18 protein-coding genes are annotated in these 23879 nt (G+C 72.0%); 9 read left to right on the forward strand and 9 right to left on the reverse strand.

The window, feature by feature from the left end; translation table 11 throughout:
- Window positions 1-196: 196 nt before the first annotated feature.
- The 4 genes from ACFWI4_RS21815 to ACFWI4_RS21830 all read left to right on the forward strand — a co-directional run bounded on the left by ACFWI4_RS21815 (window position 197) and on the right by ACFWI4_RS21830 (window position 5116).
- Entirely contained in the window at window positions 197-1768 is a 1572-nt protein-coding gene (locus ACFWI4_RS21815) for an MFS transporter (protein ID WP_387198646.1), read from the forward strand.
- 155 nt (window positions 1769-1923) lie between these two features.
- Complete coding sequence (locus ACFWI4_RS21820; RefSeq protein ID WP_385400483.1) at window positions 1924-2544, forward strand: TetR/AcrR family transcriptional regulator; 621 nt, start codon at window positions 1924-1926, stop codon at window positions 2542-2544.
- A gap of 200 nt (window positions 2545-2744) precedes the next feature.
- On the forward strand, window positions 2745-3782 hold the full coding sequence (locus tag ACFWI4_RS21825) for an endonuclease/exonuclease/phosphatase family protein (RefSeq protein WP_387198650.1): 1038 nt from the start codon (window positions 2745-2747) through the stop codon (window positions 3780-3782).
- Between the two features lie 113 nt (window positions 3783-3895).
- Complete coding sequence (locus ACFWI4_RS21830) at window positions 3896-5116, forward strand: MFS transporter (RefSeq protein ID WP_387198653.1); 1221 nt, start codon at window positions 3896-3898, stop codon at window positions 5114-5116.
- Between the two features lie 671 nt (window positions 5117-5787).
- Here the strand turns inward: ACFWI4_RS21830 and ACFWI4_RS21835 are convergent.
- Together ACFWI4_RS21835 and ACFWI4_RS21840 are read right to left on the reverse strand one after the other, a co-directional pair.
- The gene (locus ACFWI4_RS21835) at window positions 5788-7848 is read right to left on the reverse strand and encodes an NAD(+) synthase (protein WP_387198749.1); all 2061 of its coding nucleotides are present in this window, start codon (window positions 7846-7848) and stop codon (window positions 5788-5790) included.
- 180 nt (window positions 7849-8028) lie between these two features.
- Window positions 8029-9987 (reverse strand): protease pro-enzyme activation domain-containing protein, encoded by a 1959-nt coding sequence (locus ACFWI4_RS21840; protein ID WP_387198656.1) that lies wholly within the window; start codon window positions 9985-9987, stop codon window positions 8029-8031.
- Window positions 9988-10272: 285 nt separating this feature from the next.
- Here ACFWI4_RS21840 and ACFWI4_RS21845 point away from each other — a divergent pair, with 285 nt between their 5' ends.
- Window positions 10273-10788, forward strand: coding sequence for a sigma-70 family RNA polymerase sigma factor (locus ACFWI4_RS21845; protein ID WP_385400492.1), 516 nt, complete (start codon window positions 10273-10275; stop codon window positions 10786-10788).
- A complete protein-coding gene (locus tag ACFWI4_RS21850) occupies window positions 10785-11420 on the forward strand; it encodes a hypothetical protein (protein WP_387198659.1) in 636 nt (211 codons plus the stop codon). The genes ACFWI4_RS21845 and ACFWI4_RS21850 overlap by 4 nt, the downstream gene beginning before the upstream one ends.
- Before the next feature lie 112 nt (window positions 11421-11532).
- Here ACFWI4_RS21850 and ACFWI4_RS21855 read toward each other — a convergent pair whose 3' ends face one another.
- Together ACFWI4_RS21855 and ACFWI4_RS21860 are read right to left on the reverse strand one after the other, a co-directional pair.
- Complete coding sequence (locus ACFWI4_RS21855) at window positions 11533-12168, reverse strand: DUF305 domain-containing protein (protein WP_387198662.1); 636 nt, start codon at window positions 12166-12168, stop codon at window positions 11533-11535.
- Window positions 12165-12836 carry a DUF3105 domain-containing protein gene (locus ACFWI4_RS21860; protein ID WP_387198665.1) on the reverse strand — a complete coding sequence of 224 codons (672 nt, stop codon included), beginning with the start codon at window positions 12834-12836 and terminating at the stop codon, window positions 12165-12167. Before ACFWI4_RS21860 ends, ACFWI4_RS21855 begins: the two co-directional genes overlap by 4 nt.
- A 214-nt stretch (window positions 12837-13050) precedes the next feature.
- Here ACFWI4_RS21860 and ACFWI4_RS21865 point away from each other — a divergent pair, with 214 nt between their 5' ends.
- A complete protein-coding gene (locus ACFWI4_RS21865; protein WP_387198668.1) occupies window positions 13051-13506 on the forward strand; it encodes an RrF2 family transcriptional regulator in 456 nt (151 codons plus the stop codon).
- A 38-nt stretch (window positions 13507-13544) separates the two neighbouring features.
- Here the strand turns inward: ACFWI4_RS21865 and ACFWI4_RS21870 are convergent, their stop codons facing one another.
- A complete protein-coding gene (locus tag ACFWI4_RS21870) occupies window positions 13545-14750 on the reverse strand; it encodes a globin domain-containing protein (RefSeq protein ID WP_387198671.1) in 1206 nt (401 codons plus the stop codon).
- A gap of 325 nt (window positions 14751-15075) precedes the next feature.
- On the opposite strand from ACFWI4_RS21870, the gene glnA reads away from it, so the two are divergent.
- Entirely contained in the window at window positions 15076-16437 is a 1362-nt protein-coding gene (gene glnA / locus ACFWI4_RS21875) for a type I glutamate--ammonia ligase (protein ID WP_339129018.1), read from the forward strand.
- Window positions 16438-16604: 167 nt separating this feature from the next.
- Here the strand turns inward: glnA and ACFWI4_RS21880 are convergent, their stop codons facing one another.
- From ACFWI4_RS21880 to ACFWI4_RS21895, 4 genes are all read right to left on the reverse strand, one after another.
- Window positions 16605-16877: a hypothetical protein gene (locus ACFWI4_RS21880; protein WP_385400506.1), complete on the reverse strand. Its 273-nt coding sequence runs from the start codon at window positions 16875-16877 to the stop codon at window positions 16605-16607.
- 316 nt (window positions 16878-17193) lie between these two features.
- Window positions 17194-18237, reverse strand: coding sequence for a TolB family protein (locus ACFWI4_RS21885; protein ID WP_387198674.1), 1044 nt, complete (start codon window positions 18235-18237; stop codon window positions 17194-17196).
- Window positions 18234-19703 carry an MFS transporter gene (locus ACFWI4_RS21890; protein WP_387198677.1) on the reverse strand — a complete coding sequence of 490 codons (1470 nt, stop codon included), beginning with the start codon at window positions 19701-19703 and terminating at the stop codon, window positions 18234-18236. The genes ACFWI4_RS21885 and ACFWI4_RS21890 overlap by 4 nt, the downstream gene beginning before the upstream one ends.
- A gap of 1 nt (window position 19704) precedes the next feature.
- Window positions 19705-20595, reverse strand: a complete 891-nt coding sequence (locus ACFWI4_RS21895) for an alkaline phosphatase family protein (protein WP_385400515.1) — start codon at window positions 20593-20595, stop codon at window positions 19705-19707.
- A gap of 267 nt (window positions 20596-20862) precedes the next feature.
- Between ACFWI4_RS21895 and ACFWI4_RS21900 the strand changes: the two genes are divergently transcribed.
- Entirely contained in the window at window positions 20863-23871 is a 3009-nt protein-coding gene (locus ACFWI4_RS21900; RefSeq protein WP_387198680.1) for a bifunctional [glutamine synthetase] adenylyltransferase/[glutamine synthetase]-adenylyl-L-tyrosine phosphorylase, read from the forward strand.
- The last annotated feature ends 8 nt before the right edge of the window (window positions 23872-23879 follow it).

A 23879-nucleotide genomic window follows, 5' to 3' on the forward strand; every position in this document is an offset into this window, starting at 1 on the left:
GTACGCGCGGCTAGAGCGGGCCCACGGACCCGTGTGTCGATCACGCCACTCCCCGCCACTCCGCGGTCCGGCCGCCGCCCTCCGACGCCCCCGCAGCCCGGCCCCCGTCCGGAGACCCGGGCCGCTTCGTAAGTTCTGCGTAAAGCCTTTCCGATACGAGACGGTGCCGTATCGAAACGCCCTTAGGGTGGTCGTCATGACAACTTCCGCTCCTCCGCTCGACCGGCGAGTGCCCGAGGCGGTGCACCGGCGCCGCTGGGCGATCCTCGGCGCGCTCATGCTCAGCCTGCTGATCGTGGTGCTCGACAACTCCATCCTGAACGTCGCGATCAAGACGATCTCGACCCCGGCGCCGACCGGGCTCGGGGCCACCCAGGGTGAGCTGGAGTGGGCCATCAACGCCTACACCCTCGTCTTCGCCGGCCTCCTGTTCACCGCAGGCCTCCTCGGCGACCGGCTCGGCCGCAAGAAGGTGCTGCTCGCCGGTCTCGCCGTCTTCGGCATCGGTTCCGCGCTGGCCGCCGAGTCCGGCTCGCCGGTCCAGCTCATCGCCTTCCGCGCCCTGATGGGCCTCGGCGCCGCGTTCGTGATGCCCGCGACGCTCGCCGTCCTGATGAACGTCTTCGAGCGCGACGAGCAGCCCAAGGCCATCGGCATCTGGGCCGGCGGCGTCGGCCTCGCCATCGCGATCGGCCCGATCACCGGCGGCGTGCTCCTCGACCACTTCTGGTGGGGCTCGGTCTTCCTGATCAACGTGCCCATCGTGATCCTCGCGATCGGCCTGATGATCTGGCTCGTCCCCGACTCCCGCGACCCGAACCCGGGCCGTCTCGACCCGGTCGGCGTGGTCCTGTCGATCATCGGGCTCGTCCTGCTCGTCTACGGCATCATCAAGGGCGGCCAGCTCGCCGACTTCACCGACCCGCAGGTCCTCGCGACCATCGGCGCCGGACTCGCGGTCCTCGTCGGCTTCGTCGTGTTCGAGCTGCGCAGCGACCACCCGTCCATCGACGTCACCTACTTCAAGAACAAGGTCTTCTCGGCCGCGATCTCCGCGATCGCGCTCGTCTTCTTCGCCCTCATGGGCGTGACCTTCTTCTCCGTCTTCTACACCCAGAGCGTCCGGGGCTACTCGCCGCTCCAGACCGGCCTGCTCATGCTCCCGCTGGCCGTCGCGCAGATCATCTTCGCCCCGCGCGCCCGGCTGGTCGTCGACCGCTTCGGCAACCGCGCCACCTGCACCGCAGGCCTGGTGATCATCGCCGCGATGCTGGCCGCGTTCGCCACTCTGGAGGCGGACACCCCGATCTGGATCCTCGAGGTCATCTTCTTCCTGATGGGCACCGGTATGGCGCACATCATGACCCCGACCAGCGTCGTCATCATGCAGGCGCTGCCGCGCGAGAAGGCCGGCTCCGCGTCCGCGCTGAGCAACACCTTCCGCCAGGTCGGCGGCGCGCTCGGCATCGCCGTGCTCGGCTCCGTGCTCTCCACCGCCTACCGCAACGGCATCGACGGCAAGCTCGCCCTCGTCCCGGCCCCGCTGCGGCACACCGCGGGCGAGTCCATCGAGGCCACCCTCGGCGTCGCCGCCAAGCTCGGCCCCCAGGGCAAGGCCCTCATCACCCCGGCCAACGACGCCTTCCTGCACGCGATGCACGTCACCGCCCTGTGCGGCACGGGTGTCGCGGTCATCGGCGCGATCGTCGTCGCACTGTTCCTGCCCGGTCGCCCCCCCCCCCCCCAGCGGGGTGCGGCCGCGGCCTAGCGGGTCCCGGCCCCCCTCGCCACGTACTCACACCGTTCCCCGCCGCGGGGGCCCCCCCCCCGGGGGCCCCACGGCGGGCACACCGCGCCGCGTGCCCGCGGACGCCGTGAACGGGGGAGAATGACACCTGGTCAACGATGGGAACGGAGTTCGACGTGAGCCTCGCGGACAGCCGAGACAGGCAGGTGTGCCCCGGCCGGGGACGGCCCCGCAGCGAGGCGGTGGAACGCGCCATCATCGAGGGCGTGATGAAGCTCCTGGAGGACGGCGTCCCCCTCGCGGACATCTCCATCGAGCGCCTCGCGCGCACCGCGGGCGTCGGCAAGGCGACGATCTACCGCCGCTGGAGCGGCAAGGAAGAACTGTTCGTCGACGTCCTGCGCGGCACCGAGCCCGCCGACCCCGAACTCCCCGGCCTCTCCATGCGCGACGACCTCGTCGTCCTGCTGGAGTCGCTGCGCAGGCGCGGTCTCGTCAGCCGCTCCTCCGCGATCCTGCACAACGTGTACGCGCAGATGAAGTCCAGCCCAAAACTGTGGGCCGCCTACGAGGCCACGGTCATAGCGCCGCGCCGCCAGCAGGGCATCGAGGTACTGCGCCGCGGCCAGGAGAACGGCGAACTCCGCGACGACGTCGACATCGAACTGCTCAACGACATGTTCGTCGGCCCCATGCTGGTCCGCTCCGTGATGCGCCCCGACACCGACCTCCCCGAGGACCTCGCCGAGCTGATCGTCGACACGCTGCTCGAAGGCCTGCGCCCCGTCCGGCCCTGACACGAACCGTTTCTGACGACATGAATGTGCGCGTTTCGTCACAGAGGCCGCACCTCGTGCCAGGATGCGGAACTCCGGGCACGGAGTTGTACGTCCCCTTGCCTGTACGGCCGTCCTGGACGGCGAGAACGACACCGGACATCCCCTAGGGTCGTAGGCGAGGGGCAGACGGTGCGCACGGCAGTTTGTGAGGCGACGGTATGGCGCAGGCGTATATGACGGAGACGGGCAGCGACGGCCGGGGGCCGGAGCGCAGAGAGTCCCGGCTCCGGCGCCTGCTCGACGGCTGGCGCGGCGACCGCGGCATCTGGCGGCGCGGGCTGATCCTCGCCGCCCTCGCGCTGCTGCTGGCCCTGGTGATGCTGACCCACGGGCGGATCCCGAACCGGATCGGCAACCTCGGCAGTCTCACCGAGACGTTCCTGCCGTGGCTCGGCGTGTTCATCCCGGTCCTGCTGGTCCTCGCCTTCGTGCGCAGGTCCGCCACCGCCCTGATCGCCGTGGTCCTGACCGGCGCGGTCTGGCTGAACCTCTTCGGCGGACTGCTCACTGACAAGACCGGGACCGGCGGCGATCTGACCGTCGCCACCCACAACGTCAACGCCGAGAACCCGGACCCGTCCGGAACCGCCCGGGACGTGGCCGCCTCGGGCGCCGACGTGCTCGCCCTGGAGGAACTGACGGCCTCGGCGGTGCCGGTGTACGAGAAGGCGCTCGCGTCGACGTACAAGTACCACTCGGTGCAGGGCACCGTCGGGCTGTGGAGCAAGTACCCGCTCGGTGACGTGCGGCCGGTGGACATCAAGCTGGGCTGGACGCGCGCCATGCGGGCGACCGTGACCGCGCCGGCCGGCCCGGTCGCGGTGTACGTGGCCCATCTGCCCTCGGTGCGGGTGAAGATGAAGGCCGGGTTCACCGCCCGGCAGCGCGACAAGAGCGCGAACGCGCTGGGCGAGGCGATCGCCGACGAGCCCCTGAAGCAGGTCGTCCTGCTCGGTGACCTCAACGGCACGATGAACGACCGCGCGCTGAACGCCGTGACCGCGCAGATGCGTTCCACCCAGGGCGCGGCGGGCAGCGGCTTCGGGTTCAGCTGGCCGGCCTCGTTCCCGATGGCCCGGATCGACCAGATCATGGTCAAGGGCGTCGAGCCGGTGACCTCCTGGACCCTGCCGGCCACCGGCAGCGACCACCTTCCGATCGCGGCCCGCGTGAAGGTCGGCGCCACCGTGTCTTGACGCGCATGTAATCGCCTTTCAACCTCCCGGAATACTGGGCGCGGCAGACTTTGTTCACCGGCTAAACTTAATAGCCGGTGTTCCTCCCGCCCCACTCCCTCGAAAGGCCTCTCATGCCTCTGGCCCTGCTCGCCCTCGCCGTGGGCGCCTTCGGCATCGGCACCACCGAGTTCGCCATGATGGGCCTGCTGCCCGACGTCGCCGGCGATCTGCGCATATCCATCCCCGCCGCCGGGCACCTCGTCTCCGCCTACGCGCTCGGTGTCGTCATCGGCGCCCCGCTCCTCGCCGCGGCCACCGCCCGGATGCCCCGCCGCACGGTCCTGATCGCCCTGATGGGCCTCTTCGTCGCGGGCAACGCGCTCTCCGCGCTCGCCCCCGACGAGAACTGGCTGCTCGCCGCCCGCTTCCTCAGCGGACTGCCGCACGGAGCGTTCTTCGGCGTCGGCGCCGTGGTGGCCACCGGCCTGGTCGCGCCCGAGCGCAAGGCCCGCTCCGTGTCGCTGATGTTCCTCGGCCTCACGGTCGCCAACATCGCCGGCGTCCCGGCCGCCACCCTCGTGGGCCAGCACCTGGGCTGGCGGGCCACCTTCCTCGGGGTGAGCGTCATCGGCCTGGCCGCGGTCGCCGCGCTGTTCCTGCTGATCCCGCGGACCCCCGCGCACACCCCCGGCGTCGGCCTGCGCGGCGAACTCGCCGCCCTGCGCCCGCTGCCCGTCTGGCTCGCCCTCGGCACGACGGTCGCCGGCTTCGCGGCCCTCTTCTCCGCGTACAGCTACATCGCCCCCATGCTCACCGACGCCGCCGGATACTCCGAGGGCAGCGTGACGCCGCTGCTCGCGCTGTTCGGCGTGGGCGCCACGGCGGGCAACCTGCTCGGCGGGCGGCTCGCGGACCAGGCGATGCGCCGCACGCTGTTCGGCGGGCTGGCCTCGCTGGCGCTCGTGCTGGCCGCCTTCCCGGTGCTGATGCGCACCGAGTGGAGCGCCGCGCTCGCCGTGGTGCTGCTCGGCACGGCCGCCTTCGTCACCGGCTCGCCCCTCCAGCTGATGGTCATGGAGAAGGCCGCCGCCGCGCCCTCTTTGGCCTCCTCCGCCAACCAGGCCGCGTTCAACCTGGCCAACGCGGGCGGCGCCTGGATCGGCGGCCTCACGCTCGCCGCGGGCCTCGGCGCGACGGCCCCGGCCCTCGCGGGCGCGGGCCTCGCGGTCCTGGGGACCGGGGTGGCGGGCGTGGCCCACGCGGTGGACCTGCGCCGCGCGAAGGCCCCCGCCGGGCCAGCACGGGTGGTCGCCACCCACGTCCCCGACCGTCCCGAAGCCCTCCAGCGCTGAACGACCGCCCCGCGGCTGCCGGGAGGCCGGTGCGGCGGGGCGCGATGCGGCCGGGACCGTCTCCGGCGGGCAGGGGCGGTCCCGCCGGGCTCCGCCTCTCGGGTAGGCCGACTCGCCCCGGGCCTCGGGTGTTGTGCCGCCGAACCCGCCGGACCCGCCGGACCAGCCGGACCCGCCGGCCCGTCAGTGCTCCGGCTCCGGTCGGTCCGGCGGCTGGGGTGGGCGGGGGCGTGTTGTGCCGTCAGGTCGCGCCTATTGCGGGCCGATGCAGGCCGATGTGGGGCGATGCAGGCCGGTCGGCGCAGGTGCCGCGCCGGCCCGGGACCGTCGGGTCGGCCCGGGACCGTCGGGTCGGCGACTCCGGCGGGTCGGTGTGGCCCCCCGGTGTGTGCAGACGGTTCGTCAATCCTTCGCCCCCAGCGGGCCGGTGTGGCCCCGGTGCGTGCCGACGGCTCGTCAAGTCTGCGCCTGCGGCGGGTCGGTGGCCCTCGTCGTGTGCCGACGGTCCGTCAAGTCGCGTCTGCGGCCGGCCCGGTGCGGTGGGGTGCCGGGAGCTTCAGGGCTGTGGCTTCCCGGGGGCCGGCCGGGGTGGCGGTCGGGGTCTGTTGTGGTGCCGGGGTGTCAGGGGTCCGGCACCGGCCGGTTGGGCCGGCCGGGCCGGGGGTGGGCCGTCAGGGCCGTGGGGCCTCCCCTTCCGGCTCCGGGGGGTCGAAGCGGGCCAGGTCGCGGAGCCAGGCGCGGGCCGAGCCGTCGGACGGGGCCCGCCAGTCGCCGCGCGGCGAGAGCGAACCGCCGGCCGAGACCTTCGGACCGTTGGGCATCGCCGAGCGCTTGAACTGCGCGAACCCGAAGAAGCGGCGGCAGAACACGTCCAGCCAGCGCCGGATCTCCGGCAGGTCGTACGCGACCCGCTCGGCCTCGGGGAAGCCGGGCGGCCAGGCACCCGCGTCCGGGTCGTGCCAGGCGTGCCAGGCCAGGAAGGCGATCTTCGAGGGCCGGAACCCGTAGCGCAGCACGTGGAAGAGCGTGAAGTCGTGCAGCGCGTACGGGCCGATCTTCGACTCGGTGGACTGGAGCTCCTCGCCCGGGACGAGCTCGGGGCTGATCTCCGTGTCGAGGATCGCGGCCAGCGTCCGGTTCGTGTCCTCGCCGAACTGGTGACTGGCGATGACCCAGCGGATCAGATGCTGGATCAGGGTCTTCGGCACACCGGAGTTGACGTTGTAGTGGCTCATCTGGTCGCCGACGCCGTACGTGGACCAGCCGAGCGCCAGCTCCGAGAGGTCACCGGTGCCGAGCACGATGCCGCCGCGCTGGTTGGCGAGCCGGAACAGATAGTCGGTGCGCAGCCCGGCCTGCACGTTCTCGAACGTGACGTCGTACACCGGCTCGCCGGAGGCGAAGGGGTGGTCCATCTCCTTCAGCATCAGCCGGGCGGTCGGCGTGATGTCCAGCTCGGCCGCGGTGACGCCGAGGGAGCGCATCAGCTCGTGCGCGTTGCCCTTGGTGTGGTCGCTGGTGGCGAAGCCGGGCAGGGTGAAGGCGAGGATGTCGCTGCGCGGGCGGCCCGCCCGGTCCATCGCGCGGGCGGCGACGATCAGCGCGTGCGTGGAGTCCAGACCGCCGGACACCCCGATGACCACCTTCGGGCCACCGATCGCCGCGAGCCGCTGCTGGAGCCCCGCGACCTGGATGTTGTAGGCCTCGTAGCAGTCCTGGGCCAGCCGGTCGGGGTCCGCGGGCACGAACGGGAAGCGCTCGATCCGGCGCCGCAGACCCAGGTCGCCGGCCGGCGGGTCGAGCCGGAACGCCACCGTTCGGAAGTCGGCGGTGCGGGCGGCGTGGGTGCGCCGGTTGTCGTCGAAGCTGCCGGTCCGCTGCCGCTCCTGGCGCAGCAGGTCGAGGTCGACGTCGGCCACGGCGAACTGGTCGCCGAGCGGGAAACGGCCGGACTCGGCCAGCAGCGCCCCGTTCTCGTAGATCATCGTCTGGCCGTCCCAGGACAGGTCGGTCGTCGACTCGCCCAGTCCGGCCGCCGCGTAGACGTAGGCGGCGATGCCGCGTGAGGACGCCGAGCGGCACATCAGCTTGCGGTCCTCGGCCCGGCCGACCGTGATCGGGCTGCCGGAGAGGTTGGCGAGGACGGTGGCGCCCGCGAGGGCGGCCTCGGCGCTCGGCGGCACCGGCACCCACATGTCCTCGCAGATCTCCGTGTGCAGCACCAGACCCGGTACGTCCTCGGCGGCGAACAGCAGGTCCACCCCGAACGGCACGGAGGCGCCGCCGGCCAGGATCGTGCCGCCGCGCTCGTCGTCGCCCGCGGCGATCTGCCGGCGTTCGTAGAACTCGCGGTAGTTCGGCGGGTACGACTTGGGCACGACACCGAGGATCCGGCCCCGGTGCACGACCACCGCGCAGTTGTAGACCCTATTGCGGTGCCGCAGCGGGGCGCCGACGACGAGGACCGGCAGGAGGTCGGCCGACCCCGCCACCACCGTCCGCAGCGCCTCCTCGACCTGGTCGAGCAGCGCGTCCTGGAGGATCAGGTCCTCGATCGAGTAGCCGCACAGCCCCATCTCCGGGAAGACGGCGACGGCGACACCCTCCTCGGCGCAGCTGCGTGCCTGGCGCAGGACGGCCTCGGCGTTGGCGGGCGGGTCCGCGATGACGGTGTGGCCCGTGCAGGCGGCGACGCGTGCGAAGCCGTGCTGATAGAGCGACCGGAAGTTCAGAGGAGACACCCGGCCAGTGTAATCGTCAGAGCGACGCGATGGGGTGCCGGACCGGCCCCGCGGCCACTCCGGCCACCGTACGTCCCGCACTCACGCGGTGTCCGTACGCGTCGGCACGCACGGGCGCGCCCGCTCCCCGGGGGGAACGGGCGCGCTCGACGGACGGCCGTGGAACGGACGTCAGTGGTGGTGCTTGGTGCTTGCGTACGACTCGACGTAGCCGGGGGCGGGCGAACCCACACCGGTGACGTCGTCGTAGCCCTTGACCGCCTTCAGCGAGCTGTCCTGGCCGAGGCTGCGGACCGAGGTCGCGAGGCCGTCGGCGGCGTCGAAGCCGTTGAGGAAGTCGATACGGGCCACGGCGTACTGCTTGCCGCCCGGCGTGTCGGTGACGTCGTGGTACGCCTTCGACCCGGCCTTGGAGTAGATCGACGGGTTGGCGAAACCGATCGCCTTGCCGCCGCGCGCCTCCTGGGCGAGGGCCTGGACGGCCGCGATCACCGGAGCGGCGAGCGAGGTGCCGCCGATGCGGTACTCGCTGTACTGCTCGGTCCCGTCGGGGAAGGCCTGCGTCTGGCCGACCCGGAAACCGGTGTTGGGGTCGGCGATCGCCGCGATGTCCGGGACGACCCGGTTGCCCGCCGCGTTGTTGGCCTTGGCCAGCGCGTCCGGGACGACACCCTTCTGGTAGTAGGGCTCCGCCACGGTCTTGCTCGTGCCGCCGCCCGCACCCGAGGTGAACGCGCCCGGGAACCCGGTCCAGCTCTTGCCGTCCGTGGACAGCGTGGCCTTCTCGGTGCCCCAGCCGGTCTCGAACAGGTACGAGTCGCCCTTGCCGACCGCCAGCGAGGTACCGCCGACCGCCGTCACCCAGGCCGAGTTGGCCGGGGTGTCGACCTGCTTCGTACCGGTGTTGGCGACCTCGTCGCCGTTGTCACCGGAGGAGAAGTAGAAGCCGATGCCCTCGACCGCTCCGAACTGGAACGTCTGGTCGTAGGCCGCGGCCAGGTCCGGGGTCTGGTTGGCCTCGATGTCGCCCCACGAGTTGGAGACGATGTCGGCCAGGTGCCCGTCGACGACCTTGTTGAGCGAGTCGAGCAGGTCGTCGTCCTGGCAGGAGGCGGCACCCACGTACGTGATGCTCGCGCCCGGCGCGACCGCGTGCACGGCCTCGACGTCCAGGGTCTCCTCGCCGTACCAGCCCGACGCGTCGCACTCGTCCGGCTTGGTCAGCGTGTACTTCTTGGGCAGCACCTGACGGAGCTGACCCGAGGAGTACTTGGCGTCGCCGTGCTTGCCGGCGTAGGTGGCCGCGTCGAAGGCGATGGTCGGCGAGGCGTACGCGTCGGTGATGGCGACACGCACACCCTTGCCGGTCCGCTTGCCCGCTCCGTACGCCGCGCGCAGCTGCTTGCCGGTGTAGCCCTGGACGGCGTACGGGATCTTCGTTCCGTACGCGTCCGGCAGGGTGCTCGCGATGTTCGACCCGAAGTACGAGGAGAACGGACCGGAGTTCTTGAACACCGCGCCCGGACCGGGCAGCTGGTCGGAGTGCGTCGCCTTGTGCGGAGCGTTGTCCAGGCCGGTGACGGTCAGGACGGCGCCGTTCAGGGCGGCGGGCGCGGAGGCCGTCTTCGACGGCGCCCGGTACACCTTGTTGCCCTTGGTGTAGTTGTGCAGCCTGGTGCCGAACGCCTTCTCGGCGGCGGCCACGTCACCGGTGACGGAGACGTAGTGCTGCGTCGTGCCGGTGACCTTCAGGCCGGCCGACTTCAGCCAGGCGTTCACCGCGGCGACCTGGGCCTTGGTGGCGCCGAAACGCGACTGCGCCTTCTTGGCGCTGAGGTACTTCCCGTACGAAGCCGAGTGCGGGTCGGACACGGACCTGGCGTACGCCGCCAGACCCTTGGCGTCCCGTCCGGCGAAGTACACCCGGGCCGAGACCTGGGAGCTGCCGGAAGCCGCTCCCTTGTCCGCGTGGGCGGTGGCCCACGCGGGCTTGGTGCCCGCCAGCGTGACCCGGCTCGGGCCGTCCGCGGCGTGTGCCGCGGGTATGCCGAGCGCCAGCGCGCCGGCGAGCAGAGGCAGCGTCGCCGCCAGACTCACTCCGGCACGCGCGGTGGCGCGGTTGGATCTCATAGAACCCCCTGCGATGCGATTCGTCGCATGTAGTGGTTGCGGTGATCCATGCAGACCTCGACGTCCTGTCGGAGCGTGAGGAATGGATCACAGATGGGGCAACTCTTACGGTGAACCGTTCATGCCAGGGGAATGAAAAACCCAAGGAAAGACCAAGTGGCGGCAATAGGCGATCATTTGGGGTGGTTTGACGTGCACCCTCGCGCATAGTCAAGGGTTTTCCCTCTATCCCGGTCCGGGCTCTGTAAAGAGGTCCCGGATTTCTGTAAGCGGATCGAGTCCCCGGTGCGTGTCGACGGTGTGAAGCAGCTGGAGTTCGAAGAGTTCTACCGGAGCGGACGGGACGTCTGCCTGCGGGCGGTGCTCGCCGCGGTGAGCGACCGTCAGCTGGCCGAGGACCTCGTGGCCGAGGCGTTCGCCCGGGCCTGGGCGGCCTGGCCCCGGGTCCGCGGTCATCCCGCGCCCCGCGCGTGGATCGTCCGGACCGCGCTCAACACCCGTGTCTCGTGGTGGCGTCGGCGCCGCCGCGAGGTCGCGTACGGCGACCGCGACGGGCGCGAGACCGCGGCCGCGGAGTCCGGCGGCACCGGACTCGACCCCGCGCTGCTGGCCCTGCTGCGCGAACTGCCGCGCAGACAGCGGGAGGTCGTGGCCCTGCGGGTGTTCCTCGACCTCGACACGGCGACCACGGCGAAGACGCTCGGGATCGCTCCCGGGACCGTGACCGCCCATCTGGCACGGGCCGTCGGGACACTCCGCGGCCAACTCGTCACCCTCGACACACCGGAGGCAGGATCATGAACGCCACCCACGACGACCGGGACGTCCTGGACGCCCTCAGGGGCTCCCTCGACGACATCACGATGACCGTGCCCGTGGAACGGATCGTGGCCGAGGGCCGCGCGGTCCGCAGGCGGCGCGGGCGCCTGGCCGTCGCGGCCGTCGGGGTCACCGCCGCCGCGGGCCTCGCGCTCGGCGCGCCCGGCCTCGGCCACCCGCCGACCGCGCCGCCCACGGGCGGTACCGAGGCCGTCGCGTTCACCGTCGCCAAGCGGCCGGACGGCAAGGTCGCGGTGACCTGGACCAAGGAGCGGTACTTCAAGGACCCCGCGGGTCTCCAGAAGGCGCTGCGCGAGGCCGGATTCCCCGTCATGGTGCGGACCGGGGTGTTCTGCAAGGGCCCGGACGACCGCACCCGGGTCGACCGGCACGGCTCGGGACCGGGGGTCGAGCGGGTCGTCGCGCGGGAGCGGCGCGCCGACGGCACCGTCGTCTTCGTGTACGACCCGGCGGCCATGCCCGCCCGCACCCAGCTCTTCATCGGCTACCTCGACGCGGCCCAGCTCGCCGTCACCCACGGCCGGCCCGGCTCGGTGGAGCGGCTCGTCCCCACCGGGGTCACCCTCACCTGCGGTACGGACTGGCGCGGCTGACGGCACGGCGCGAAGGCCGGACGGGTCCGGGGCGTCCGCCCGGACCCGTCCCGGTGACACGCCCTAGGGTCCGCCTGACGCCGTCGGGCAGACGGGAATTGTCAGACAGGCCCTAGTCGCGCGGCTTCGCGCCGCGGGCCTTCAGCATGTCGGCCATCATCGTGATCTCCGACTGCTGGGCGTCGACCATGCCCTGCGCCAGCCGCTTCTCCACGCCCACCGTGCACTTGGCGACGCAGCCCTCGGCCATGTGGATGCCGCCCTTGTGGTGGTCGGTCATCAGCTGGAGGTAGAAGACCTCGGCCTGCTTCCCGTTCAGCGTGCCGAGCCGCTTCATCTCGGCGTTCGTCGCCATGCCCGGCATCAGCGAGCCGTCCTCGCCCGAGGCCATGTCACCCATGCCCATCCAGGTCATCGGCGCGTCCGCGGACACCTTGGGCAGGTCCCACAGATCGAGCCAGCCGAGCAGCATGCCCCGCTGATTGGCCTGCGTCTGCGCGATGTCGTACGCCAGACGCCGCACCTCGACGTCCTTGGTGCGGTCCCGCACGATGTAGGACATCTCGACGGCCTGCTGATGGTGGACGGCCATGTCCCGGGCGAAACCCGCGTCCGCGGAGTCGGCGGCGGGCGTCCGCGCCACGGAGCCGGATCCGGATCCCGAGCCGTCGGCGACCGCGTACGTGATCGCCCCCGCCGCGACGAGCGCCGCCGCCGCGGCACCCGCGATCCACCCGGCGCGCCTCACTGGGAGAGGCCGTTGGTGCAGGCGGCGCCCGGCTCCGGGGTCTGCTTGCCCTGCACGAACTCGGCGAGGAACGCGTCGACGTTCTTGTCGTTCGCGCCGGTCACCGTGCGCTGCTTGCCCCAGGCGCTCATCATGATCGGGTCCTTCTGGTCCTCGACCGGGCTCATCAGCGTGTACGGGGTCTTCCTGACCTTGGCCGCGAGCGCCTTCACGTCGGCCTGGGACGCCTTGCTGTTGTACGTCACCCAGACCGCGCCGTGCTCCAGGGAGTGCACGGCGTTCATGTTGTTCACGGGCTTGGTGTAGACGTCGCCGTTGCAGTTCATCCAGACCTGGAGGTGGTCACCGCCGACCGGCGGCTCCATCGGGTACGTGACGGTCTTCGTGACGTGGTTGCGCGTCAGCGTGCCCGACCAGGTCCTCACCCCGTCCGCGCCCGTGACGAAGTGCCCCGACGCCGACTTCGCGTCGCTCGCCGTGTTCGTCGTGGCGTCGTCCTTCTGCGACTGGATGAGCGCGACACCACCGGCGACCAGACCGGCGACGGCGACCGTGGCGGCCGCTATGACCAGGAACCGGTTGCGCCGTTCACGGGCACGCTCGGCACGGCGCAGCTCCTCGATGCGCTCCTTGCGCGATCCGGTGCTGGTGTTCTTGGCGGAACCCATGGTGAGTCCTTATGAGGATGGGACGGGCGGGTCCGCCGATCGTAGACGGAAAGGGAGCGCCGTCGGCAGGGAGGGCGCGGGAATGGCCCGGACGCGTGGTCCGGGCCGGACGGCGGCGGGCGGCGGAGGGGACGGGCGGCGGAGGGGACAGGGCCCGGGCGGTACCGGCGAGGAAAATTTGAACCGGAGATGCGCATTACCTACCCTGGCGGGTATGCGGCTGCTGCGCTCCACCGACCTGGCCCTTCGCGTCCTGATGCGCCTGGCCGTCGCCGGCGACTCCACGCCCACCACCCGCGAGGTCGCGGCCGACATGCGGGTCCCGTACACGCACGCCGCCAAGGTCGTCGCCGAGCTGCAGCACCTCGGACTGCTGGAGGCCCGGCGCGGCAGGGGAGGCGGTCTCACGCTCACGGACAAGGGGCGCGCGGAGTCCGTCGGCGCGATCGTGCGGTCCTTCGAGGGGGAGGGTGACGTCGTCGAGTGCGAGGGCGAGACGCCGTGCCCGCTCGTCTCCGCGTGCCGGCTGCGGGGCGCCCTGCGGCGGGCCCAGGAGGCCTTCTACGCCTCGCTGGACCCGCTGACCGTCGCCGACGTCGTCGCCGCGCCGACCGGCCCCGTACTGCTGGGCATCAGCCGCAGGCCCCCGGACAGGCCCTCGGATTCGTAGGACCTGCCCCGGGGCCGTACGGGTCCGCCGTACGGGTCCTACGCGTTGGCCAGCCAGAGGTCCGGGCCGAACACCTCGTAGTGGATGTCGGAGGCGGGGACGCCCTTGGCGAGGAGCTGGGTCCGTACGGCGCGCATGAAGGGCAGCGGGCCGCAGAGGTAGGCGTGCGTGCCCGGTCGCACGGTCACTCCGGAGAGGTCGACCAGACCGGTCCGCTCGGCGGGGTGGCCGGGCTCGGGCAGCTCGTACCAGAAGTGGGTCTCCGCGTCGGGGAGTTCACCCGCGAACGCCTCGTGCTCGGCGCGCAGCGCGTGCTCGGCGGGGGAGCGGTCGGCGTGCACCACGGTGACGGGGGCCTTGTGGCCCGAGAGCGCCAGCTGCTCCAGCATGGCGATCATCGGGGTGACCCCGATGCCCGCGGAGGCGAGGAGGAGGGGGGCGTCCGTGTCGTCGAGGACCAGGTCGCCGTACGGCGCCGAGACCTCCAGGACGCTGCCCTCGCGGACGTGGGCGTGCAGATGGCTGGAGACCTCGCCCTCGGGGGTCGGCGTCCCGGTGTTCTCGTCGGCGCGCACCCGCTTGACGCTGATCCGGCGCTCCGGGGAACCGGGCGCGCCCGAGAGGCTGTACTGACGTATCTGGCGGGCGCCGTCGGGGAGTTCGACACCGACGGAGACGTACTGGCCGGCGCGGAAGTCGGGCAGGGGCGTGCCGTCGGCCGGGCGGATCCGGAAGCTGGCGACGTCGGCGGTCTCCTCGACGCGCGCGGTGACGATCCAGGGGTGCAGGGACCCGTCGTCCGCGTTCTCCTCGTACAGGCGCTTCTCGATGGCGATCAGTGCGTTCGCCATGAGCCAGTACACCTCGTCCCAGGCGGCGGCGACCTCGGCGGTGACCGCGTCGCCGAGCACGTCGACGATGGCGGCGAAGAGGTGCTCGTGCACGACCTTGTACTGGTCGGGCGCCACGCCGAGTGAGGCGTGCTTGTGGGCGATGCGGCTCAGCATCGCGTCGGGCCGCTCGTCGGGGCGTTCGACCAGGCAGGTGGCGAAGGCGGCGATGGATCCCGCCAGGGCCTGGCGCTGGGTGCCGGCGGCCTGGTTGCCGCGGTTGAACAGATCGCGGAGCAGTTCGGGGTGGGCGGCGAACAGGCCGGCGTAGAAGCGCTCGGTGATCTCGCCGATGGCGGCGCCTACGACGGGGAGGGTCGCGCGGACGGTGACGGCGGATTCTTCGGACAGCATCGGGACTCCTCAAGGCCGGGGCGGGAGCACGGGGTTGCACCCGACCGCCTGGGCCGCACACTAGTAAAACTTGCATCTGAGATGCAAATTAAAACCGGGGTGACAGACGGGGGCCGGACGCCCCTTACGGGTGGGTGGGTGAGCAGGCAGTATGTGCGTCAGAGCAGGACACCTCTCGTACGCGAGGCGTTCAGGCCGCGGTCGCCCGGCCGATCATGGTCGGCAACGCGCATGAAATGGTGTTGTGGTGGGATGCTCAGGTGCGCCGATCGTCTTCTAGGCGTGGGAGCAGGCGGCCTGACCAGCAAGGATGGGGAAGCGGAAGATGGACAAGCAGCAGGAGTTCGTGCTCCGGACACTGGAGGAGCGTGACATCCGGTTCGTACGTCTGTGGTTCACGGACGTGCTCGGCTTCCTGAAGTCGGTGGCCGTGGCCCCGGCCGAGCTGGAACAGGCCTTCGACGAGGGCATCGGCTTCGACGGTTCGGCCATCGAGGGCTTCGCCCGCGTATACGAGTCCGACATGATCGCCAAGCCGGACCCGTCCACCTTCCAGGTGCTGCCCTGGCGCGCCGAGGCCCCCGGCACGGCCCGCATGTTCTGCGACATCCTGATGCCGGACGGCTCCCCGTCCTTCGCGGACCCGCGCTACGTCCTCAAGCGGGCCCTCGCCAAGACCTCGGACCTGGGCTTCACCTTCTACACCCACCCCGAGATCGAGTTCTTCCTGCTCAAGGACCGCCCGCTCGACGGCTCGCGTCCCACCCCGGCCGACAACTCCGGCTACTTCGACCACACCCCGCAGAACGTCGGCCAGGACTTCAGGCGCCAGGCGATCACGATGCTGGAGTCGATGGGCATCTCGGTGGAGTTCAGCCACCACGAGGGCGCCCCCGGCCAGCAGGAGATCGACCTGCGCTACGCCGACGCGCTCTCCACGGCCGACAACATCATGACCTTCCGGCTGATCATGAAGCAGGTCGCGCTGGAGCAGGGGGTGCAGGCCACCTTCATGCCCAAGCCGTTCTCGGAGTACCCGGGCAGCGGTATGCACACCCACCTCTCCCTCTTCGAGGGCGACCGCAACGCGTTCTACGAGTCCGGCTCGGAGTACCAGCTCTCCAAGGTCGGCCGTTCCTTCATCGCCGGCCTGCTGCGGCACGCCGCGGAGATCTCCGCCGTCACCAACCAGTGGGTCAACTCCTACAAGCGCATCTGGGGCGGCTCGGAGCGCACCGCGGGCGCCGGCGGCGAGGCCCCCTCGTACATCTGCTGGGGCCACAACAACCGCTCCGCGCTCGTCCGCGTCCCGATGTACAAGCCCGGCAAGACCGGCTCGGCGCGGGTCGAGGTCCGCTCGATCGACTCGGGCGCGAACCCGTACCTGGCCTACGCGCTGCTGCTGGCCGCGGGCCTGAAGGGCATCGAGGAGGGCTACGAGCTTCCGCCGGGCGCCGACGACGACGTCTGGGCCCTCTCCGACGGCGAGCGCCGCGCCATGGGCATCGAGCCCCTCCCGCAGAACCTCGGCGAGGCCCTGGCCCTGATGCAGCGCAGCGAACTCGTGGCCGAGACCCTCGGCGAGCACGTCTTCGACTTCTTCCTGCGCAACAAGAAGGCGGAGTGGGAGGAGTACCGCAGCGAGGTCACGGCGTTCGAGCTGCGGAAGAACCTGCCGGTGCTGTAGGCGCAGGTCAGAGGTAATTTCCACGGTCCAGCACGCGGGGCCCACGGTCGTCGACCGTGGGCCCCGCGGCCGTTCCGGCGCGGGTGTCGTCCGACCGGCGGGACGCCTCGGCCCCGGAGCGCTTCGTGCGGTCCGGGGCCGAGGGGGGTGTGCCGTTTCGGGGAGCGTCAGGCGGCGGGGAAGCCGCCCGCGGCGCGGACCTCGGACAGGGCCTTCTTGATGATGACCTTCGCGAAGTAGCCGGCGCCGAAGAATATGCACTGGACGACGTACCAGAACTTCTCGGCTCCGGTCATCTCGACCAGCCCGTACTCGCTGAGAGCCTTCTTGACCGGGACCTTCTGGAAGTAGGCGGCACCGAAGTAGATGCAACCCAGGACGTACCAGAACTTCTCCGCCGAGGTGGTGGAACCCTGTCCGAGGTACTGCCGTTCTGCCATGACGCTCTGTGCCTTCCGATGACCGTGGATCCGGGGAACACGCCGCTCCGGCCCCGTGCGGGCAGCCTCGTGCCGCAGCCGCGCCGAGGCGCGGCCGCTTCGAGGCATGCCGAAGCTCGGGTGGAGATGGCGTGGGTGAGGTACATGTGTCACGGTGCCGTCCGTCGATCCGGCCGGCCGCCCCCCGGGATGAGCGCAGCATAGGGCAAGCGGCCTTGATCGTCACCTGGTAATGCCGAGGTCAGGGGCGTTGCCGGGGGCACCGGTGCGGCGTCGGGCGGCTCCACCGCCACGGCCGCCCTCGGCGCCGGCCGCGCTACGACACGCCGGAGGCGCTTCCCCGGTCCAGGTAGGCGGGGGAGACGGCCGCTGTGCTGACGCGCCGCGGCTTTCCCGTGCCGTCCGCCGGGAGTGTCCACAGGTCCGCCCCGTAGTCGCCGGGCAGCGCGTAGACGAGGGTGCGGCCGTCGCGCCAGACCACCTGGTCGTCGACGCTGCGCGGCTCGGCCAGCGCGGTCTCGTGCCCGGTGCGCAGATCGAGGACGTACAGATGCCAGGGTGCGTCCTTGGGCAGGCCCTCGACGCGCTTCTTGAAGGCGACCCGGGTGCCGTCGGGGGAGAGGGACGGGCACTCCACGTTCGTGTGCACCGTGGTGACCGTACGGGCGGCGAGGTCGCCGCGGATCAGATAGGTCGTGCCGTGCGTGGCCATGGTCGCGTAGAACGTGCGGTCGTCGTCCGCGAACGTCACGCCCCAGAAGTTGACGTCAGCCGACCGGTAGGTCCTGCCGTCCTTCACCACGCGATACGCCTCAAGGGACGGCGTCAGCTTCCCCGTGCGGGTGTCGACGATCGCCGCGCGGGTGGAGAAGTTCGTGCCCGCGTACGAGTCGCCGCCCACGAACGCCGTCCAGGCGGCGTACCGGCCGCTCGGCGAGACGCGGGCGCGGGAGGGGATGCCGGGGACGTCGTAGCGGGCCCGTACGCGCAGGGCGGAGTCGAGGATCACCGCCCGGTAGGTGTCCTGGACCGCGCCGTGCACCGCCTGGAGGCACACGCCGGTGCCCGAAGCGGCGTAGAAGCGCAGGCACTTGACCCTGGACGCGGTGCGCGGGCCCGACGGGTCGGAGGCCGGGACGGACGTCAGTTCGTCGCGGTGCGGACCCCACGCCATGTTCCGGAACACCAGCCGCCGGGAGTCGGTCAGGGAGACCGTCCCCGCGGTGATCCGGGGACCGCCCGGCTGCGCCTGGTTCCGGCGCTCCGCCCGCGCGGAGGCGTGCAGCACGGAGGCCGTGGCGACGCCCGCGAGGACGACCAGCGCCGAGACCAGGACCAGGATGCGGGTGCGCAGCGTCATACGAGGCCTTCTGAGGGGGTGCGGCGGACAGGGCGCAGGATCGTCGAGAACAGCGCGCACAGGGCGAGCGCCACGGCCGACGCCATGAGGGCCGTACGGTCGCCCCACACCGTCCAGGCGGCGCCGAAGGCGAGCGAGCAGACGAAGCGGGCGAGGGTCTGGCCCGTCTGGACCAGCGCGAGCCCGGACGAGCGCAGCTCCTCGGGCACGCCGTCCGAGGCCGCGGCCATCAGCACGCCGTCCGTGGCCGCGTAGAAGCCGCCGTGCAGCAGGAGGACGGCGAGCGGCAGCGCGGTGGCGTGCCAGGACGTCAGCAGCAGGCCGTACGCGAGGAGCAGGGCGCCGTGGCCGGCCAGGAACACCCGCCAGCGGCCGGCCCGGTCCGCGAGCCGGCCGAGCGGGACGGCCAGCAGCAGGAACGCGGCGGCGGTGCCGACGGGGAGCAGCGCGAACCAGCGGTCCGGCACCCCGAGCCTGCGCTGGAGCAGCAGGAACACGAACGAGTCGCTGACGGTGGCGAGGCCGAGCAGGAGCGCGCAGAGCGTGATGCCGCGCAGCTCCCGGCGCCGCAGCAGGCCGAGGGCGGCGCGCAGGGTGGGCCGACGGTCCGGGGAGCCGGCGGCCACCGCAGAGACGGCACTCCCGCCGTTCCCGGCCTCGTCGGCGGCCCCCGTACGGGCGGCACTTCCGCCGTTCCCGGCCCTGGCGGCGACCACCGTACGGATGCCGCTCCCGTCGTTCCCGGCCTCGGCGCCGACCCCGGATCGAGTCCCGCGGGTCTCCATGGACGGGCCCGCGGGCCGGGTGACCCCGCCGCCCGGTACGAACAGCACCAGCACCAGCACGCCCACCACGGCCACGCAGAAGCTCACGGTGAACACGGCGTCGTAGCCGTCGACGGTCTCCCGGAGGATCAGGAAGGCGACGAGCGGGCCCAGCAGGGCGCCCGCCGTGTCCATCGCGCGGTGGACGCCGAAGGCGCGGCCGCGGCCCTCGGGGCTGCTCGACAGCGAGATGAGGGCGTCGCGCGGGGCGGTGCGCAGGCCCTTGCCGGTGCGGTCGAGGGCGAGGACCAGGCCGATGGGGGTCAGGGTCCTGGCCAGCAGGAGCAGCGGTTTGCACAGGGCCGACAGGGCGTACCCCGCGCCCGCGACCCATTTGTGGCGCCCGCCGCCGCGGTCGGCGAGATGTCCCCCGGCCAGGCGTACCAGTGCCGAGAAGCCGTTGTAGATCCCGTCGAGGAGCCCGAAGCCGAGGGGGGACAGACCGAGGCCCGCCACCAGGTACAGGGGCAGGACGGCCGTGACCATCTCCGAGGAGACGTCGGTGATCAGGCTGACCGTGCCGAGGGCCAGCACCGTGGGTCCGACCGCGGTGAGGCGCCGCCCGGCACGGGGCCGGGCGGCGCTCTCCGCGGACGCCGCCGCGGCCTCGGGTGCACCGGCGCGGCTGTCCGCTACGTACATGTCAGGACGTCCAGATGCCCGTGATGTCCTTGCCGGAGGCCGCGTTGCCCGCGTGGGACGTGAGGCCCTGCATGTCCTCCAGGGTGCGCAGCAGGTCGTAGTGGTTGTACGTGGTGGCGGACGACGACCCCGGGGTCACCTGCTGGCCGTAGAGGACGGTCGGGATCTTGTTGCCGGCCAGCCGGTTGTCCTCGTCGAAGGTGACGACGAGCAGGCTGTTGTGGGTCTTGGCCCAGGTCGCGTACGCGCTCAGGTTGGTGTTCAGCCAGGTGTCACCGGTGGACACCGAGCAGTCGTGCATGTCGCTGCACAGGTTCGGGACCACGAAGGAGACCTGCGGGAGCGTCGTGTAGTCCGTCGGGAACTGGGCGAACGTCTTCGCGCTGGACGTCGGCACGTTGCTGAAACCGAACCACGGGTTGTGCTTGCGCGCGTAGTTGCCGCTGCTGCACGTGGTCGAACCCTGGCTCGGCAGCGTCTCGTTGTAGCTGCCCCACGTCCTGCCCGCGGCGATCAGCTCGGAGGCGAGGTTGGGGGCGGAGGAGAAGCCGGGGGTGTAGCAGCTGTCGTCCGTGATCCCCTGGGTGGAACCGGAGAACAGGGCGAAGTAGTTGGGCTGGCTCGGGTGCGTCTCGGCGTACGACTGGGTGAGGTTGGCCCCGCCGGTCTTCAGCGAGTTGATGTACGGGGCGCTGGAGGAGCCGATCACCTGGCTGTACGCGTGGTTCTCGAAGACCACGACGACGACGTGGTCCGGGGTCGGGACCGTGGATGCGGCGTGCGCGGGGGCCGAGCCGGCGAGCCCGCTCCACAGTCCCACCGCGGCAGCGGTGAAGGCGAGGGCGGATGCCACGACGGCACGGCTGCGGGTGTACACGTTTCTGCCGGACACTTCTGACCTCCGGTGGGGGGAGAGGCGACGGTGGCGGTGCGGACAGAGCATGTGCACGCCAACATTCCCCCGGTTCACATCCCTCAACCCGAGGGGTGAAGATCGGATGAACTGCTGCCTCTCCCTCCTTTGTACCGCCTCGCACGGCCGTCGGTACGGGGCGCAACCGCGCGAACGGGGGTTAGGCTCGGGCGCGTACGGCCTTGATCGGACCCGTGTGCGGAACGACGGGACCGGGCGTGCGGCATCGATCGACAGGAGGCCGGGATGACGGCGCCGGGGCGCAGGAGCAGTACCTTCACACGGCTGCTGCGGCACGGCTTCACCGATCCCTCGGCGGCCGAGCGGCTCCTGGAGGGGCCCGAACTGGCACCCGTACGGTCCGACCCGGTCCTCCTGGACGCGCTGGGCGCCACGGCCGACCCCGACCTCGCCCTGCTCGGGCTCGTCCGGCTCGTCGAGGCGCAGGAAGGCCACTCCGCCCAGCGGGAGCTCCTCGACACCCTGATCGCCGCCAAGCCGCTGCGTGACCGGCTGCTCGGGGTCCTCGGAGCCTCCGCCGCGCTCGGCGACCACCTCGCCCGGCACCCCCACGACTGGCAGGTCCTCGTCACCTACGAGGCCCGTGACCTGCACCCCGGCGTCGAGGAGTTCGAGCGCGGGCTGGCCGAGGCCACCGACCCCGTCTCGCTGCGCGTGGCCTACCGCCGCTGTCTGCTCTCCATCGCCGCCCGCGACGTGTGCGGCACCACCGACCTCGCCCAGACCGCCGCCGAACTCGCCGACCTCGCCACCGCGACCCTGCGCACCGCGCTCGCCATCGCCCGGACCGCCGCCCCCGACGACGCAGCCCTGTGCCGGCTCGCGGTGATCGCGATGGGCAAGTGCGGGGGACACGAGCTCAACTACGTGTCCGACGTCGACGTCATCTTCGTCGGGGAGAGCGCGGAGGGCGCCGACGAGGGCAAGGCCCTCCAGGCGGCCACCCGGCTCGCCTCGCACATGATGCGGATCTGCTCGGAGACGACGGTCGAGGGCAGCATCTGGCCGGTCGACGCCAATCTCCGCCCCGAGGGACGCAACGGCCCCCTGGTGCGCACGCTCAGCAGCCACCTCGCCTACTACCAGCGGTGGGCCAAGACCTGGGAGTTCCAGGCGCTGCTCAAGGCCCGCCCGGTGGCCGGGGACCTGGAGCTCGGCGCGGAGTACGTCGACACCCTGGCCCCGCTGGTGTGGCAGGCCGCCGAGCGGGAGAACTTCGTCGCCGACGTGCAGAAGATGCGGCGCCGGGTCGTGGAGAACATCCCGGCCGCCGAGATCGAACGCGAACTGAAGCTCGGCCCCGGCGGCCTCAGGGACGTCGAGTTCGCCGTCCAGCTCCTTCAGCTGGTGCACGGCCGGGCCGACACCACCCTGCGCAGCGGCACCACCCTGGACGCCCTGAAGGCCCTCGCCGCCGGCGGCTACGTCGGCCGCGCCGACGCCGTCCAGTTCGACGAGGCCTACCGCTTCCTGCGCTCCATGGAGCACCGCATCCAGCTGTTCCGGCTGCGGCGCACCCACCTGGTCCCGCAGGACGAGGCCGATCTGCGCCGCATCGGCCGGTCACTGGGCCTGCGCGCCGATCCCGCCGTCGAACTGAACCGGGAGTGGAAGCGGCACGCGGCCATGGTCAGGCGGCTGCACGAGAAGCTCTTCTACCGGCCGCTCCTCGACGCCGTGGCCCAGCTGGCGCCCGGCGAGACCCGGCTCAGCGCCGACGCGGCCCGGGAACGGCTCGTCGCACTCGGGTACGCCGATCCGGCCGGCGCCCGGCGCCATCTGGAGGCGCTGGCCTCCGGGGTCAGCCGCAAGGCCGCCATCCAGCGGACGCTCCTCCCCGTGCTGCTCGGCTGGTTCGCGGACTCCGCCGACCCCGACGCCGGACTGCTCAACTTCCGCAAGGTCTCGGACGCGCTGGGCAAGACCCCCTGGTACCTGCGGCTGCTCAGGGACGAGGGCGCCGCCGCCGAGAACCTCGCGCGAGTGCTCTCCGCGGGCCGGCTCGCCCCCGACCTGCTGATGCGCGCCCCGGAGGCGGTGGCCCTGCTGGGCGACGGGGAGAGCGGCGGCCTCGAACCGCGCGGCCGGGCCCAGCTGGAACAGGAGATCCTCGCCGCGGTACGGCGGGCCGACGGCGGCGAGCAGGCCGTGACCGTCGCGCGCGGGGTCCGGCGCCGCGAACTGTTCCGTATCGCCGCGACGGACATCGTCGCCAGCTACGGGACCGAGGAGACACCGGCCGTCGCCGACCAGGGCGCGCTGGTCGACCTCGTCGGCGGAGCGGTCTCGGACCTCACGGCGGCGACGCTCGCGGGCACCCTGCGGGCCGTGGTGCGCGACGGCTGGGGCGACACCCTGCCCACCCGGTTCGCGGTGATCGGGATGGGCCGCTTCGGCGGCCACGAGCTCGGCTACGGCTCCGACGCCGACGTGCTGTTCGTGCACGAGCCCCGCGAGGGCGTGGACGAGCAGGAGGCGGCGCGGGCCGCGAACGCCGTGGTCTCCGAGATGCGGCGGCTGCTCCAGATCCCCAGCGCCGACCCGCCGCTGCTGATCGACGCGGACCTGCGGCCCGAGGGGAAGTCCGGGCCGCTGGTACGGACACTGAAGTCGTACGAGGCCTACTACCGGCGCTGGTCGCTGGTGTGGGAGTCGCAGGCGCTGCTGCGGGCGGAGGTCGTGGCCGGGGACGCGGACCTCGGGAGCCGCTTCATCGAGCTGGTCGATCCGCTCCGGTACCCGGCGGAGGGCCTCGGCGAGGACGCCGTACGGGAGATCCGGCGGCTCAAGGCCCGGATGGAGTCCGAGCGGATGCCGCGCGGCGCCGACCCGACCCTGCACACCAAACTGGGGCGCGGCGGCCTGTCCGACGTGGAGTGGACGGTCCAGCTGATGCAGCTGCGGCACGGCTGGACCGAGCCGGGCCTCAGGACGACCAGGACCCGTGAGGCGCTGGCCGCGGCGCGCGCGGCGGACCTGCTGTCCACGGAGGACGCGGCCACGCTGGACGAGGCCTGGGTGCTGGCCACCCGGGTGCGCAACGCCGTGATGCTGGTGCGGGGCAGGGCCGGTGACACCTTCCCCTCGGACGGGCGCGAGCTGGCCGCCGTGGGCCGCTATCTCGGCTACGACCCGGGGCACGTCGGAGACATGCTCGACGACTACCGGCGCACCACCAGGCGGGCCCGCGCCGTGGTGGACGAACTGTTCTACGGAACACCAGGCGGTCACTGAACGTGACG

The organism is Streptomyces sp. NPDC127038 (assembly GCF_042725875.1).
Classification (GTDB): Bacteria; Actinomycetota; Actinomycetes; order Streptomycetales; family Streptomycetaceae; genus Streptomyces.